This is a genomic window from Anaerobiospirillum thomasii (genome assembly GCF_900445255.1).
Taxonomy (GTDB): Bacteria; Pseudomonadota; Gammaproteobacteria; order Enterobacterales; family Succinivibrionaceae; genus Anaerobiospirillum_A; species Anaerobiospirillum_A thomasii.
Genome location: NZ_UAPU01000007.1, coordinates 660,875 through 678,039, shown reverse-complemented (window position 1 = coordinate 678,039; position 17,165 = coordinate 660,875). Strand labels below are relative to the sequence as shown.

At 42.7% G+C, this 17,165-nt stretch carries 10 protein-coding genes; 5 read left to right on the top strand and 5 right to left on the bottom strand.

Annotated features, from left to right (window positions below; genetic code table 11):
* Nucleotides 1–4 precede the first annotated feature (4 nt).
* Nucleotides 5–1,234 carry an NADH:ubiquinone reductase (Na(+)-transporting) subunit F gene (nqrF, locus tag DRZ93_RS10175; protein WP_113743735.1) on the top strand — a complete coding sequence of 410 codons (1,230 nt, stop codon included), beginning with the start codon at nt 5–7 and terminating at the stop codon, nt 1,232–1,234.
* Between the two features lie 214 nt (nt 1,235–1,448).
* Nucleotides 1,449–3,389, top strand: a complete 1,941-nt coding sequence (locus DRZ93_RS10170; RefSeq protein ID WP_113746525.1) for a hypothetical protein — start codon at nt 1,449–1,451, stop codon at nt 3,387–3,389.
* A gap of 81 nt (nt 3,390–3,470) precedes the next feature.
* On the opposite strand, the gene DRZ93_RS10165 is transcribed toward DRZ93_RS10170, so the two are convergent.
* The 4 genes from DRZ93_RS10165 to map are packed head-to-tail and all read right to left on the bottom strand — an operon-like array spanning nt 3,471 to nt 8,147.
* The gene (locus DRZ93_RS10165) at nt 3,471–3,821 is read right to left on the bottom strand and encodes a hypothetical protein (RefSeq protein ID WP_113743737.1); all 351 of its coding nucleotides are present in this window, start codon (nt 3,819–3,821) and stop codon (nt 3,471–3,473) included.
* 18 nt (nt 3,822–3,839) lie between these two features.
* Nucleotides 3,840–4,682 carry a 2,3,4,5-tetrahydropyridine-2,6-dicarboxylate N-succinyltransferase gene (gene dapD, locus DRZ93_RS10160; RefSeq protein ID WP_113743738.1) on the bottom strand — a complete coding sequence of 281 codons (843 nt, stop codon included), beginning with the start codon at nt 4,680–4,682 and terminating at the stop codon, nt 3,840–3,842.
* A gap of 11 nt (nt 4,683–4,693) precedes the next feature.
* Nucleotides 4,694–7,342: a [protein-PII] uridylyltransferase gene (gene glnD / locus DRZ93_RS10155; protein WP_113746524.1), complete on the bottom strand. Its 2,649-nt coding sequence runs from the start codon at nt 7,340–7,342 to the stop codon at nt 4,694–4,696.
* A gap of 16 nt (nt 7,343–7,358) precedes the next feature.
* Nucleotides 7,359–8,147, bottom strand: coding sequence for a type I methionyl aminopeptidase (map, locus tag DRZ93_RS10150; RefSeq protein WP_113746523.1), 789 nt, complete (start codon nt 8,145–8,147; stop codon nt 7,359–7,361).
* A 522-nt stretch (nt 8,148–8,669) separates the two neighbouring features.
* On the opposite strand from map, the gene DRZ93_RS10145 reads away from it, so the two are divergent.
* Nucleotides 8,670–9,452 (top strand): substrate-binding periplasmic protein, encoded by a 783-nt coding sequence (locus DRZ93_RS10145; RefSeq protein ID WP_113743741.1) that lies wholly within the window; start codon nt 8,670–8,672, stop codon nt 9,450–9,452.
* Nucleotides 9,453–9,693: 241 nt separating this feature from the next.
* Entirely contained in the window at nt 9,694–10,695 is a 1,002-nt protein-coding gene (gene msrA, locus DRZ93_RS14035) for a peptide-methionine (S)-S-oxide reductase MsrA (RefSeq protein ID WP_113746522.1), read from the top strand.
* A gap of 141 nt (nt 10,696–10,836) precedes the next feature.
* Here the strand turns inward: msrA and aspA are convergent, their stop codons facing one another.
* Nucleotides 10,837–12,261, bottom strand: a complete 1,425-nt coding sequence (gene aspA / locus DRZ93_RS10135; protein ID WP_113746521.1) for an aspartate ammonia-lyase — start codon at nt 12,259–12,261, stop codon at nt 10,837–10,839.
* 684 nt (nt 12,262–12,945) lie between these two features.
* On the opposite strand from aspA, the gene purL reads away from it, so the two are divergent.
* Nucleotides 12,946–16,842, top strand: a complete 3,897-nt coding sequence (purL, locus tag DRZ93_RS10130; protein ID WP_113746520.1) for a phosphoribosylformylglycinamidine synthase — start codon at nt 12,946–12,948, stop codon at nt 16,840–16,842.
* Nucleotides 16,843–17,165 lie beyond the last annotated feature (323 nt).

Genomic DNA, 17,165 nt, shown 5'->3' with positions numbered 1-17,165 from the left:
AAACATGACTACAATTATCTCCGGCGTGATAATGTTCGTAACTCTGGTTGCAGTATTAGTAGCTTTAATTTTAGTTGCTAAGAAATTTCTGGTGCAGTCAGGCGATATCACTATCGGTGTAAATGGCGATCCTTCCCTGGCTATGACATGTCCAGCCGGCGACAAGCTTTTAAACGATCTGTCCAACAAGGGCGTATTCGTTTCATCAGCCTGCGGTGGACGTGGTGCCTGCGGTCAGTGTAAGGTTAAGGTCACCAAGGGCGGTGGCGACGTATTACCAATTGAGTACTCACACTTCACCAAGCGTCAGATCCGTGAAGGCTGGCGTCTTGCCTGTCAGGTAACTGTAAAGTCTGACTGCGAGATCGAGCTTCCAGCCGAAGTATTTGGTGTTAAGAAGTGGGAGTGTACAGTTGAGTCAAATGACAACGTAGCTACCTTTATTAAAGAGTTAAGACTGCGTGTACCTGAGGGTGAGGAAGTTCCATTCCGCGCCGGTGGTTACATTCAGATCGAGGCCGAGCCACATACTGTTGCCTATAAGGATTTTGATATCCCTGAGCAGTATCGTGCTGACTGGGAGCACTTTGGTCTGTTTGATATAGTATCAAAGGTTGACACCCCAACAATCCGTGCCTACTCTATGGCCAACTACCCTGAGGAGAAGGGTCTGATTATGCTTAACGTGCGTATCGCCACACCTCCTCTGCGTCAGCTCAAGGAAATTCCACCTGGCATCATGTCATCTTACATCTGGAATTTAAAACCAGGTGATAAGGTAACCATTTCAGGTCCATTTGGTGAGTTCTTTGCCCGTGAGACTGAGAACGAGATGGTATTCATTGGTGGTGGTGCCGGTATGGCTCCAATGCGTTCACACATTTTCGATCAGTTAAAGAGACTCAATTCAAAGCGTCGTATTTCTTTCTGGTATGGTGCACGTTCCTTAAAAGAAGCCTTCTATGTTGACGAGTTTGATCAGCTGGCTAAAGAGCATCCAAACTTCACATGGCATCTTGCTCTGTCAGAGCCTCTGCCAGAGGATAACTGGACTGGTGCCACTGGCTTTATTCACAATGTTCTTTATGAGAACTACCTCAAGAACCATAAGGCTCCAGAGGATTGTGAATTCTACATGTGTGGTCCTCCAATGATGACCAAGTCATGTGTTGACATGCTTCATTCATTAGGCGTTGAAGATGACAACATCCTCTTCGACAACTTTGGCGGTTAACCAATAACCACTTTGAAAACGCTCACTTATGTGGGCGTTTTCTTATTGGTCGGCAGTATTTTGCTTTGTAAAAGGGCAGACTTTGATATAAATTGCACTCAAACACAAATGACTTAGAAAAAAGACCCTTATAAGAATAAAATTGCATATAGATAAGTTTTTAGTTATTAAATATATTACTATATACAAATAGGATAATACTTGACGTTAATATATGCGCTATATAGTGTTTTGTGCTTTACTTTTTAGCACGGCTCTTGCCCATGCAGCAGGAATGTGGCAGACAGGAAGGCTTGATTATGGTGACGGATCATCTGAGATCTCGGCCTTTGTTGATATTAGCTCTAATGCACAGCTGCAGGTTGTGCTGTGTTCAAAAAATCAGAGTTTAAAATACAGATTTACTCTGGTTCTGCCTAAGGAAATTACCAACTATACTATAATCGAGGCCAAAATCAGCACCGGAGGCACCTCCTCTACTGCCTATGCCGAGGCTGCCGGTAACTCACTTGAATTTCAGATTGACCCTTACACCCTGATTGCTCTGCCTGACAGTCCTGATCTTTCCATAGAATTTAAAGCGGAAGATGCACAGTTTCTTGGGCTTGATGAGCGTATAAATGTAAGCATGTTAGGTGCAGATCTGTCACTTAGATCTGTAGCCTCTGAGTGTACAGCCTTATGTACCACCAATGGTTTTAACTGTCAGGAGTCACTGCTATCTGCCATATTATGGCCGGTACGCGGTTTTATACATGATGATCCTGTGCGCCTAAAGCATCTTTGCAGCAAGGAGACATCGGCTCTTAGCAATATCTTTACACTTACAGATAAATGTAAAGCTGAGCTTGATGACTACTATAGCAGTGTAGGCAGGGTACCTTTGTCTTTTATCTATAAACTCATGCATGATGAAAAAGGTTCATACATGCGCTATAAAAGACTGTGGAATGAAGCTGTAAGTGATTATACAGGACAGAGTTTTACAGAAAAAATCTCAGTTGATGAGAGTGACTGGTATTTACTTGAATATGCTCTGTTGCACTCTCATGGGCTTAAGGAATATCCAAAGAGCTTTTATGATATTTTATCCTACAAACAAGATCCTACCACGCTCATTTATGAAATAGACAACCGTTATGAAATGGAGAGCTTAAAGTACAAATCTGTACTGATGCGACGTGTAGGATCCTCACTTAATACCATTAAAAAAATAGACAGGGCTCTTAAGCACTGGAATGAATTTTACAGGCAGTTTAGTGCGCAGCTACCTCAGGTTAAGCAGGCTTTGGCTTTAAAGCCTCTTATGTACAGAAAGATGCTGCTGCGTCTGTGGCATTTTGCAGGTATGCCTCATGGGCTTGAGCTCAAGCCTGAATATGCATTTATTCAGGGAAGTGCCGGCAGGCTGACATCTGATGATACGCTTGAGAAAAAATGTTCCTACTTTGAAGGAGCCCGTGAAGATCAGTTTTTCCTAGGTGGCGCCGACTGTCTTAAGACTATAAAAAGCTCACTGCGTGACAGAGGTTTGAAGACACCTTTGTATTATGAGATGACCAAAAAGTATGAAACTTTTATTGAGGCCTGGGAAAAATCATCCTTTAATACCGATGGTACTGACAAGGATGCATTAGAGCTGCCTTTAGGGCTGACGCTGCTCTCTGCTCTTAAGGTCTATGGCTTTGGTGATTATTTTTTAATGCGCGAGTGTATTTCAACACGTGATAATGATATCTGCTCCTTTGAGGCACAGCGCTCATACGAGAGCTATATACATGAGTTTAAAAACTCAAGTGCCGCCATTGCTGCAGTTTCACAAAGTGATGGGCGCAGGCTCTTTGATCTCAATACACTCTGGCAGGATTATCAGACTGCACTGTCTGAGTATACGCAGGATCTTTGTGATAAGGGCAAAATTGAGAGCTGGAGAGCCGATCTGATGCTTGGTATGGCCTCTATTATGCAGACAGATCTTCTGTTAAATGCCAGTTATGATAGAGAGGAGCTGCCTGATGAGTCACTGCTACTTGAGTATTCAGATGTGGCAGATGATGGTCTTGTCGCACCTGCAAGAGAGGATAAAACACAGAGCAAAAAGGGTCGTACCGAGCTTGTTGATCTTGACGCCATGCACTACATGGATAAAGATTAATGTTCTGATGCTGTATATGGACAATAGCTGGCAGGGAAAACTCAGTAGGATTGACAGGAGGGGCCATATGGCCCCTTTGTATTAAGAGTTAAGCAGAAAATAAAAGGTACCAACTACTGCAGCCACTGCAAGGGCAATGAGTAGTGCAGTATTGATGGTTTTCTGATAGCTTACGCCTATACAGAAGAATATACACACTAAAATACCGCAAAAGGTTGCTGTTATGCCATTTGGGTAGAGTGCAATTGCTACAGTAAGGACTATAGTCAGAATAAGCGAGGACACAAAGAAGTGCACGCGTCTTTTGGCCATGATCATTTTTTCACGGCGCACGGCATCCTCTCGGGCCTGTTTTAATGCCAGATCTTTTTCCTTTTTGATTTTATCAAAAGGATCTTCTCTAGTTGGTATATTTTGATTTGTATCTTCCACAAAACTCTCCTGAGATAATTAGGCTTTATCGTCTTCAGCCTGGCGCAGAAGCTCATTAATACCTACTTTGGATAATGTCTTCTCGTCAACCTTCTTAACGATAATAGCAGCATAAAGTGAACACTTGCCATCTTTTGAAGGCAGTGAACCTGAAACAACAACAGAGTGAGGCGGTACGCGACCATACATGATCTCACCTGTTTCTCTATCATAAATACGTGTAGATTTGCCGATGAATACGCCCATGGAAATTACAGAGCCCTCACCTACAATCACACCTTCAACAACTTCAGATCTGGCACCAATAAAGCAATTGTCTTCAATAATGGTAGGACCGGCCTGTACAGGCTCGAGAACACCGCCAATGCCGACACCGCCAGAGAGGTGAACATTTTTTCCGATCTGAGCACATGAACCTACGGTAGCCCAGGTATCAACCATGGTGGCTGAGCCTACGCGGGCACCTATATTTACAAATGAAGGCATAAGCACAGCATTTGGCTCGATGTGGCTGCCGCGTCTTACGACGGCGCCAGGGCAGACACGGATCTGCTCTTTGGCAAAACGCTCTTGTGTATAGCCGTCAAACTTTAAAGGTACCTTGTCAAAATAGGCACCACCTGGATATTGTGTAATAAAATTATCCTGAATTCTAAATGAAAGCAGTACAGCCTTTTTAACCCACTGATTTACGATCCAGTCGCTGCTCTCTTTGTGAGCTACGCGCAGTGTTCCGTCATCAAGGCCAGAGATAACATCTAAAATTGCACTTTTAACATTTGGATCAACATTATTTGGATTAATAGAGGCACGGTTCTCAAATGCATCCTCAATAATGGAGATTAACTTTGCTTCAGACATAATGTCTCCTTTTATGTATTATTTAGTTCTAAAACTTTATACAGTTCTTTTTGTAATTTATCCTGTAAAGGCTGACTTAATGGTAACCCTTCATCTGTGGTAATGGAGAAGAAATCGTCAGCGCGTTCTCCTGTAGTGGTAATCCTGGCAGTTACAATCTGACAGTTACACCTGTTAAATACCATGCCGATCTTAGCCAATAGTCCATGAGTGTCAAGAGTTGAGATCTCAAGGCAGGTGTTTTTTGCACTCTTTGTGGGCAAAAATGTAATCACGGTTGGTACTTTAAAGGGTGACTTTACATGAGCAAATAATACATCATATTTAGGCTGATTATGCAAAGAATCGTATAGGGAATTGCGTAAAAGGTGTAGTCTGTCACTTTCATACAGACCACCATGCTGTGTCTGAAACTTTATGGTGCACAGAGTAAAGTTATCATTTTTGCGCATTATTTGTGCACTCTGTACATTAAGCTTTCTGTAAGCCATAGCCAGCACTATACTTGCAAAATTAAAAATCTTATTATTGCTGATAATAAGAACCTCAGTGCCAATATCTGCATGCTGTGCAAACAGAATAAGGGGTTTGTCCTTATTGTTAAACTCAAGAATATTGCGTGTATGCCAGGCAATTTCAAAGGCACTGTAGTGTATAAAATATGTATTTTCAAAACCGCTCCACAGGGCGCTTATCTCCTTGATGCGGTTTTTGGGCAGATGGCGCAGGGCAATCTGCTGATTTTCTTTGACATGCAGTGACATGTCGCGTGGGTTTTCAAAGCCCTGGCGTAGCACCTGACGGGTGGCAAAGTACAGCTGACGGAAGATGGAGTCTTTCCATGAGGTCCATTCTCTGTCATTGGTGGCTGTGATGTCGGCCACGGTCAGGCAGTACAGACAGTTGAGATGATCCTCATCCTCAACCTCGCGGGCAAAGCTGTTGACTATGTTTGGATCGTTGATATCACGTCTTTGTGCTGTAGATGACATTAAAAGATGTTTTAGCACTAAAAATGATATGAACTGTGTCTGATACTGTGTATAGCCGTGCAGCTGACAAAAATACAGAGCCTCTTTGGCACCTTCAACTGCGTGATGGCCACCGGTGCCTTTTGCTATATCATGTAAAAAGGCCGCCACATTTAGAATTTCCACATCTGCAATCTGATTGTAGACATTTTTAAATAAAGCAAAGATGGAATTGTCGCTTTCATTTAAATCGCAGATGTTTTTAAGCACACGTATGGTATGTTCATCTACTGAATACATATGGAACATATCAAACTGTGACTGACCTTCAATTCTCTCCCACTGTGGCATATAGGCAGATAGTATGCGGTGATCATGCATTAAAGGCAGTGTGGTGTTAAGGGCATTGCGCTCATTTAAGATCTTTTTTAGTGTGGCGCGGCACTCTGGAATTTCAAAAAGATATATAGGCAGACGGCGTCTGGCCTCACGCAGCTGACGCAGGCAGTTTACATGCAGACCTAATATATTGTCATGCTTGGAGATTTCATAAAAAACCTCAAGCATCTTCTGCGGATCCTGCATGAAGATATCAGGATCGGCAATATCAATCAAAGGGCCACGGCGCAGAAAATAGCTGTTTAGGTACTCAGGCTCGTCATCATCGCCAAGATGACCTGTAATGCGCACAGTCTCAAGCTGCAACGCCATGGAGTTGAGCTCACGTATACGTCTTACAGTGCGGTAAAAAGAGCGCATGAGCTTTTCAACAGGTCTGTTGCCATCATCGCCATAGCCAAGCAGTGAGGCTACAGCAATCTGCCTGTCCAAGGTAAGTCTGTCACCATGTCTTTGCGTAGCTACATGCAGAGCATAGCGTATATGCCACAGAAAGTTGCGACACACCACAAGCTCATCAAACTCAGAGCGGTTTAAAAAACCAAGATTGAGCATGTCATCTATGGTCTTGGCCTTAAAGTGGAAGTTTGCAATCCACTGCATGACCTGAATATCGCGCAGACAGCCAGGATTGTTTTTTATATCAGGCTCAAGATTGTAGCCTGTATCTTTATAGCTGTGATGGCGGGCCACCTGTTCATTGAGCTTGCCCTTTAAAAACTTTCTTGTATCCCAGAAGTTATCCTGCTCCAGGGCATTTAAAAGCTCATTGTAGATATGCTCAGAGCCTGCTATAAAGTGGGTTTCAAGTAAATTGGTCTTAACTGTTATATCAAGGCGTGAATTTTCAACAGTCTGTGCAACAGAGCGTACAGCAGAGCCTAAATCAAGCTTTAAATCCCACAAAAAGGAGATAAAGTTTTCAATTCTGTCCTTGCATGTCTCATCAGTTATCTCTTCTGCACTTACAACTAAAATGTCTATATCTGACATTAAAAACAGCTCGCGCCTGCCAAAACCTCCTACAGCTAAAAGAGCAATATCAGTGTAGGTGTCAAGGTTGAAGTGAGAGTAGATTTTACTTAAAAGATCATCTATAAAATCAGAGTAGCTAAAGAGCAGGGATTGAATATTATAACCTTCGGCAAAGGCCTGACATAAAAAGTCACGATAGGCACTGATGCTTTTCCTGCCATCTTCGATGCTGACATTGACAAAAGGGGTATCAAAATACCTGTCTTCAATGTCAAGGCTTATCTCAAGACGAGGAACGGTTATAATTTCGTACATGGATAAAAGAGCCTGTTTAGTGCCTTATGATGCGCTCAATACTCTCTTCCTCGCGCCAGGTGAGAATTTCGACACCGTCTTTAATAAGGACAAGAGAGTGCTCATACTGAGCTGAAGGCTGTTTGTCAGCTGTGGTTGCAGTCCAGCCATCCTTTTTTGAAACCTTGCACTTGTAGGTACCGGCATTGATCATAGGCTCAATAGTAAAGGTCATGCCTTCTTGCAAAATAAGAGAAGCATTGTTTCTATAGTGCAGAACCTGTGGCTCTTCATGGAAGTTGCGGCCAAGACCGTGTCCGCAGTAATCGCGTACTACAGAAAAACCGTTTTTATCGGCTATGCTTTCAATGACGCGACCCACCTCTGTAAGATTGATTCCAGGTCTTATAATCTTTATGGCCTCATACAGACACTGCTGTGTAACCTCGCACAGCTTTTTATTTCTAGGAGCGGTCTCGCCGCCTACTATGAACATTTTTGAGGTGTCGCCGTAAAAGCCGTCTTTGATAACTGTAACGTCTATATTGACAATATCGCCTTTACGTAATTTCTTGGTTGATGGAATGCCGTGACAGACCACCTCATTGACTGAGATACAGGTGCACTTTGGATAACCATGATAGCCAAGACAGGCGGAAATAGCATGCTGTTTGTTCTGTATATGATCAAGACAGATATCATCAAGCTCCTGTGTGGTGACACCGGCTACCACATAAGGCTCAATTATCTTTAAAACCTCGGCTGCAAGAGCTCCTGCAACACGCATTTTTTCTATTTCACTTTCTGTTTTTAATGTAATACTCATATCTCACTCCGTTGATGCGCATATTGTATCAAATCACTCTTTTAAAAACTTAAATTTTGTATACAAAAGTTATTAGGTACAGCTCAAATTTAGGCAGGCTGGGCCATAGGGCATATAAAAAAGAGAAAATGAAAAAAAACTTCTTATATATCATATAAATTCCTGTAAGCTTTTCTTGTAGCTACACAAGAGCCATTAGCACTTTGCGCAAAAAATACTTAATGTGTATCTAAATGGCTGATATAAGCTATATAAAGCTATGTTTATGTATAAGAAAATTTAAAAATTTATAGTTTAAAATTTTATGTACAATTGAGCTTTTACCGTAGATAAAATCATACATATGATAAAAATGTTAATCAAAAGTAAAGTATAATTAAGGTAGGATGGAGTAAAATTTTACAAAACCGGGTTAAAAGTGTTTGCAAGATCAAATTTATTGGATTTTTCCTATAGGTTTTAGCTTTTATTTACACCATAATCACTATAGCTATGATGATTTTTTCTACAGGAGTGTGAATTATGCGACGCCTATATTTACGCTTTATCCTTGGCATTGCTGTATGCCTTTTATCAACCTCAAAAGCCATAGGCTCAGAGTCTTTGCATGGGGTGACCTTCAGGGTCTTCTGCGCAGCACAGATGGCTCCTTTCTCCTTTATCAATGATAACTGGCAAAGCCCAGAGGGCATAGATATTGATATTCTTTTAGAACTGCAAAAACGCCTGGGTTTTGAGCTTGAGAACAACAGAATTATTCCTGTACCGCAGGATCTGGCGCTTTATTTTCTGCAAAGCGGTAAATCAGATATTTCCATAGGTGGTGTAGCCGCAACCTATGAAAGAGAAAAGATTTTCTCCTTCTCAAGAGTCTACTCACAATCAGCCCTTGGTATTGTAAAACGCTCTAATGACAATGAGATAACCTGTTTTAGCAGCCTTAAGGGCAAAAGAGTGGCTGTAGTGAGCAGATCAGATGCCTATGACTATGTGACAAGTGTGCTAAAGGAAAGTCAGATTATAGAAATTCCACAGCTGACCAAAGGCTTTTTTATGGTCTATAACGATCAGTGCGATGTGCTCGTGGCTGACAGATATGCCCTGTCATATTTTGTAGATACAGTGCCATCAATTGAGCTGACACTGCTTACTGATGCCTTTAATCTTGATGCAGGGCGTATGGCCATGGTCTTTAATCAGAATTTTGCCTACAAGGATATTATCAATCAGGAGCTTGATCGCATGATGGCAGATGGCACCGTGGAGAAGATAAATCGTAAGTGGCGCACTAAAAGCTCCTATTAAACCATTTTACGTAAATCATTTTATTAACTCTTAAAATATGGCAGGACCGACCATCCTGCCATGCTTTTTGTAATTAAATTTTTCACATTATTTTAAAGCACAGCCAAAATAGTTTAGAGTTTAGTGATACGAGACTTACTGTGGGGTATTTATGCGTTTTTTATCTTTATTAGTACTATTTCTATCCATTTTTTCATTAAACACTGCTATGGCCAATCAGAGCAGTAAAAGGACTTTTTCTATGCTCAGTGTTCACAAGGAAATATATCTGGCAGGCGGATGCTTCTGGGGAGTTGAGGAGTATTTTTCACGTATTGACGGTGTGGTGGATACCATATCAGGCTATGCCAACGGACATACACAAAATCCAACCTACAAACAGGTAATATCACAAAATACAGGCTTCGCCGAGACTGTAAAGGTGGTCTATGACCCAAAGGCTGTGGATTTAAAAACTCTTATTGTGCAGTATTTTAAAATCATAGATCCTACAGTGCTTGACAGACAGGGCAATGATATTGGCAATCAGTACCGCACCGGTATCTACTTTAAGGATAAAAAGGATCTTGATGTCATTTTGCCTGTTATCATGAAAGAGCAGAGCAAATATAAAAAGCCTATAGTGACTGAGGTCAAACCGCTTGAAAACTTCTATGTAGCTGAGGATTACCATCAGGATTATCTTAAAAAGAACAAGGATGGCTACTGCCATATCTCCTTTGACAGCCTTGAGGATCTGAAAAATGAGGATGTGGTTGATGCTGATGACTATGCCATAAAGAATATAGAAGAGGCTATTGCCTCACTTACAGATGAGCAGCGTCATGTAACTCTTGAGGCCGGCACAGAAATGGCCTATTCAGGTGAGTATGACAAGCACTTTGACAAAGGCATCTATGTTGATGTTATAAGCGGCGAGCCTTTATTTATCTCGGCTGATAAATATGACTCTGGCTGCGGCTGGCCTGCCTTTATAAAACCAATCAGCGACAGTGTGATCAAGGAGAATATGGATTATTCACACAATATGGTAAGGGTTGAGGTCAGATCGCGTGTGGCTAACTCCCATCTTGGTCATGTCTTTGATGACGGTCCTGTCATTGACGGTAAAAGACAGCTGCGCTACTGCATCAACTCAAATGCTCTGCGCTTTATTGCCTATGATGATATGGAAGCAAAGGGCTATGGCAAATACAAGGCTCTTATAGATGAGGCTGACAAAAAAGGCTTTAATCAAAAATAGCGTGATAGTCTAATCTGTTATATAAGACACAGGGGCTTAAATAAAATCAGTGCCTGTATTTAAGCACTGATTTTTATGTACCTTAAATTAAAACTAAGACAGGCACTTTTTTACATATAGGTCTGTCTTTATTATATGCAGCTAGTGTCTGAATTTAAGTCTGTCCTCAGCTGACATATGTGGATTTAGCATATTTTCAGGTCTAAAGAGCTCATCTAGCTGCTCTTTGCTCAAAAGGCCACGCTCTAAAGCCAGATCATATACTCTCTTACCGCTGACAAGTGCCTCTTTGGCCAGGGCTGCTGACTGCTCATAGCCAATATATGGATTAAGGGCTGTAACAATACCAATAGAGCCATAGACAAAGTCAGAGCAGATCTTTTCATTGGCTGTAATGCCGTCAATACATTTGTCGACAAGTGTCTCCATGGCATTTTTAAGCATGGTAATTGATTTAAAGAGTGAGTAGGCAATAACAGGCTCAAAGACATTAAGCTCAAGCTGACCGCCCTCTGCGGCAAAGGATATGGCCACATCATTACCTATCACGGCATAGCAGACCTGATTTACCACCTCAGGAATTACAGGGTTGACCTTGCCTGGCATAATGGAGCTGCCAGGCTGCATCTTTGGCAGATTGATTTCATTAAGACCGCAGCGTGGACCTGAGGATAACAAGCGCAGATCGTTACAGGTCTTTGACAGTTTTATTGATATTCTCTTGAGCAGATTGGAGATCTGCACATAATCGCCGCAGTCAGGAGTGGCGGCAATAAGATCCTCTGCTGTTTTGAAGTTAATGCCTGTCACCTGACGCATATACTTCTCAACTGCCTTGGTATAATCTGGATGGGAGTTGATGCCTGTTCCAATGGCTGTACCGCCCATATTGATTATGGTCATAAGCTCGCGGGCATCGGCAAGAAGCTTGATATCACCCTTTAGCACATCGGCATAGGCCTTAAACTCCTGACCCAAGGTCATAGGTACGGCATCCTGCAGCTGTGTACGGCCCATTTTAAGCACATCTTTAAACTCAACTGCTTTGCGATCCAAAGAGGCGAGCAGATAGTGCATTTTATTAATAAGGCCTGTAAGCTCATCGTAGACTGCAAGCTTGATGGCAGTAGGGTAGGCATCATTGGTAGATTGTGACAGATTGACATGATCATTTGGATGACAGTACTGATACTCACCCTTGTTATGTCCCATAAGCTCAAGGGCCACATTGGCAATAACCTCATTGGCATTCATATTGGATGAAGTGCCGGCACCACCCTGAATCATATCTACAACGAACTGATCATGATAGTTACCTTCAATAATTTTATCGCAGGCTTTGCATATGGCAGAGGCAATGGTGCCATCAAGCACACCAAGTTCGCTGTTGGCAAGAGCAGCTGCCTTTTTGACGCGCGCAAAGGCTGTAACAAATGAGGTGTGATTTGACAGTCTGTCACCTGATATTACAAAATTCTGCAAGGCTCTGTAGGTCTGCACTCCATAATAGACATCATCAGAAATCTCAAGTTCACCTATAAAATCATGTTCTATGCGCTTGCTCATATTCAGCTCCTGTAGCTTAAAAAATATATTGCACTTAATGCATATCTAAAACTTACATCAATAATAGTTCATATTTATTAAATAATTTACAAGTTCAAAAAATAATATGCATCTGTGCACACATTTAAAGCTTTATACAAAATAACATTATGATTTTACAAAAGTTTTTGTGAGCTTTGGTACTAACCGCTGTGCCCTTATATTAATTTTTTACTAAAGATAGTGTAAAACAAAAGTTTTTATCTCAAACTTAAGCATAATCAGGCCATAGCTTGTAAAAAAGTAAATTTTTAGCCTGTATCTGAATTAAAAAAGGGGGCTTATTGAAGAATCTGATTGAAGTATAAAACTCTCTTTATAATTTTTTTATCCGCTTAAAAAATTGGCAGGAATAAAAGAGCATTTAGGCCAATCCTATATGCTAAAGAATTAAAACTCTTCAGATCACTGTACTCATGATAAAGTCATATCGCAGCCCTAGTGTAAGCACGTTGCTAAAGGTACATACGTCTTTTGACAAAGTTTTTATCAGTATTTTTAAAACACAGGACAGAGCTTTTTTTATATGTGGTATATGAGGGCAGGTAAATGCCTTCTATTGTGTTATTTAAAGCTTATTTTTGGTAGAATATTAAAGTCGGATTTATCATAAACTAGCATTTAAAGAATGTAGGATCTTATCGTATGGAAATTCTCTTAGGTTCCCGTGCCCTGTCTGATTATAAAATCGAAAAACTCAAAAGCGCCCTTTTAAAGGAAGGTGTGCAGATCTCTTCGATCAATACCTGTTTTGTACATCTTGCAGATACAACTGCTCCGCTTAGCGACAGTGACAGAGATATTTTAAAGAAAATCTTAAGCTACGGCCCTGCATCTGTTGAAACTGCCAGCAAAGGCAGAGTGTTTTTTGTAATTCCACGTGTAGGCACTATCTCTCCTTGGGCCTCAAAGGCAACTGATATTGCCAGAAACTGTGGTCTTAACCATATTCACCGTCTTGAGCGCGGTATTGCCTATTATATTGAAAGCGCTTCAGGTACTCTAAGTGATGATGAAGTTAAAATTATCAAGTCACTTATCCATGATCGCATGATGGAGAGCGTACTTGATTCATTAGAGCAGGGCGAGGCTCTGTTTGATTCACAAAATCCAAAACCATTTAAGACAGTAGCTCTAAAAGAGGGCGGCATCGAGGCCCTTAAAAAGGCCAATGTCGAGCTTGGCCTTGCTCTGTCTCAGGATGAGATGGAATATCTGCTGACTAGCTTTAAGAGCCTTGATAGAGATCCTAGCGATATTGAGCTTTACATGTTTGCTCAGATGAATTCAGAGCACTGCCGTCACAAGGTATTCAACGCCAGCTTTGAAATTGACGGCAAGACCATGGACAAGTCTTTATTTGGCATGATTCGCAATACCTATGAGGCCAATCATGACTATGTGCTCTCAGCCTACAAGGACAATGCCGCTGTTATGGAAGGTTCAACAGCCGGCCGTTTCTTTGCTGACAGAAATACACATGAGTACAACTACCATCAGGAGGATATGCCTATTCTGATGAAGGTTGAGACTCACAACCATCCGACAGCCATCTCTCCATTCCCAGGTGCCGCCACAGGCTCTGGCGGTGAGATTCGCGATGAGGGCGCCACAGGTGTAGGCTCAAAGCCAAAGGCAGGTATGTGCGGCTTTAGCGTATCAAATCTTAAGATTCCAGGTGCCACACAGCCATGGGAATTTGATTTTGGCAAACCAGATCGCATAGCCTCAGCCCTTGATATCATGATTGAGGGTCCTTTAGGTGCAGCCTCATTTAACAATGAATTTGGACGTCCAAACCTCTGCGGCTATTTCAGAACCTATGAAGAGCAGGTTGATAGCTTCAACGGCCTTGAGATCCGCGGCTATCACAAGCCAATTATGCTAGCAGGCGGCTGGGGTAATATACGCCGTGAGCACATTATCAAGGATAAGATTCTGCCAGGTGCCAAGCTTGTAGTTTTAGGCGGCCCTGCCATGGACATAGGTCTTGGCGGCGGTGCAGCCTCTTCTATGAACTCAGGACAGTCAACAGAGGATCTGGATTTTGCCTCTGTACAGCGTGGCAACCCAGAAATGCAGCGTCGCTGTCAGGAAGTTATCGATGCCTGCTGGCAGATGGGTTCTGCCAATCCTATTATGTTTATCCACGATGTGGGTGCAGGCGGTCTGTCAAATGCTATGCCTGAGCTTGTATCTGATGGTGGTGTAGGCGGCCGCTTCAATCTGCGCGCCATTCCAAATGACGAGCCTGGCATGAGCCCGCTGCAGATCTGGTGTAATGAGTCTCAAGAGCGCTATGTGCTTGCCGTATCTGAAGAGAACTTTGCTATCTTTGAGCAGCTGTGCAAACGCGAAAGAGCACAGTTTGCCGTCATTGGCGAGGCTACAGAGGAGCGTCGTGTGGTTCTTTATGATTCACACTTTGACAACTGCCCTATAGATCTGCCGCTTGATATTCTTTTAGGCAAGCCTCCACGCATGCACAAGTGCGTTAAGAGCGCCACCCACAACTCACAGGAATTTGTAGAGGATGGCATCAATGTGCTTGAGGCCTGTGAAAGAGTACTGCGTCTGCCTACAGTTGCCGAGAAGACCTTCCTTATCACCATTGGAGACCGTTCTGTAACTGGTCTTGTCGCAAGAGATCAGATGGTAGGTCCATGGCAGGTACCTGTAGCTGATGTGGCCGTAACTGCAGCCTCCTATGACACCTATTACGGTGAAGCTGCCGCCATGGGTGAGAGAACCCCTGTGGCTCTGCTTGACTATGGTGCCTCAGTGCGTCTTGCCGTAGGTGAGGCCATTACCAATATTGCAGCTGCCTATATTGGCGATCTAAGCCGCGTCAAACTCTCAGCCAACTGGATGGCCGCCAACGGACATCCTGGTGAGGATGCCGGTCTGTACGAGGCTGTAAAGACCTTAGGTATGGATATATGCCCAGAGCTTGGTCTTACCGTACCAGTTGGCAAGGACAGTATGTCCATGCGCACCACATGGCAGGAAAATGGTCAGGACAGAGCAGTAACAGCTCCTATGTCTCTTATCATTTCATCCTTTGCCCGCTGTGAGGATATAAGAAAGACCTTAACTCCACAGCTAAGAACTGATATGGGTGATACCACCTTAATCATGGTGACATTATCTGGCGGTCAGAACCGTCTTGGTGGCTCATGTCTTGCCCAGGTTTACAGAAAGCTTGGCCGTGCCTGCCCAACTCTTGATGACACCTCACGTCTCAAGTCACTCTTTGATGCCGTGCAGTTCCTGAACAAGAATTCACTGATTCTTGCCTATCATGATATCTCTGATGGCGGTTTATTTGTAACAGCTGCAGAAATGGCCTTTGCAGGTCACACAGGTTTAGAGATAAGACTTGATCAGATAGGCTCTACAGATTTAGGTGCCCTCTTTGCCGAAGAGCTTGGTGTGCTTATGCAGGTTAGAACCGAGGATAAGGAGCAGGTGCTCAATATTCTCTCAGGTCATGGTCTGTCAAACTGCTCCTATGCTGTAGGTAAGCTGCGCGATGATGACATGATTGTCTTTACCCGCGATGGCAACAGCGTAGTTTCCCAGTCACGCACCCACTTTAGAACCATCTGGGCTGAGACTACACTGCAGATGCAAAAGCTCAGAGACAACCCACAGTGTGCACAAAGCGAATTTGAGCTTAAGAAAGATGCCACTGACAAAGGCCTATTTGTTGATACCACCTATGATATCAATGAGGATATTGCAGCTCCGTTTATTGTCAAAGGCACTGCTCCACGCATTGCTATTTTACGTGAGCAGGGTGTCAACTCACAGAACGAAATGGCTGTGGCCTTTAACAGAGCAGGCTTTAGCTGTATTGACGTACATATGTCAGATATTCTCTCAGGTGCAGTCAGCCTGGATACCTTCAAAGGTTTTGCAGCCTGCGGTGGCTTCTCCTACGGTGACGTATTAGGTGCAGGTGAAGGCTGGGCCAAGTCCATCCTCTTTAATGCAAGAGCCAGAGAAGAGTTTGAAAAGTTCTTCAACCGTGCCGATACCTTTGCCCTTGGCGTATGTAACGGCTGTCAGATGATGTCAACTCTGCATGAGCTCATTCCTGGTGCCGACAACTGGCCACGCTTTGTAACCAACGAGTCTGAGCGCTTTGAGGCAAGATTTGTACAGGTTAAGGTAGACAAGAGCCCATCTATATTCTTCAAGGGAATGGAAGGCTCCTCAATGCCTATAGTGGTCTCCCACGGCGAAGGTCGTGCCGAGTTTGCCCAGAGCAAGAAACTTGAGGCCTTAGAGAGCTCAGGTCAGATTGCGCTGCGCTATGTTGATCACAACGGCGATGTAACATCTGCCTACCCTCTTAACCCTAACGGCTCACCAAATGGTATTACAGCTGTCACAAACGCTGACGGCAGATTTACCATCATGATGCCACACCCAGAGCGTGTGATAAGAGCTGTGGCCAACTCATGGCATCCTGACTCATTCAAAGAGGACAGCCCATGGATCAGAATCTTTAGAAATGCTCGCGTCAATGTAGGTTAAGATTTAAACTACAGATAGATTAAAGATAAAAAACGGTGCAGATAGTAAAAATCTGCACCGTTTTTTTATTCCTGTTATACTGGTGTAAAAATAAAAAAATATATTTAAAATCAGCATGCCAAAGCGCCTAAAAACAAACATTTATTTATAAAAATGTGCGATAACACGCTTTATTAATAAAAATAAACTAATAATTTGGTGGCGGATCAAAAACTTTAATAAATGAAGTGGAATTCTTAACAGCTTGGGCACACAATAAGGCTGGGAGCTAAGATTAGCCACATGATTTGAGTTAGATATAAAGTATTAATTAAGAGGTGTTA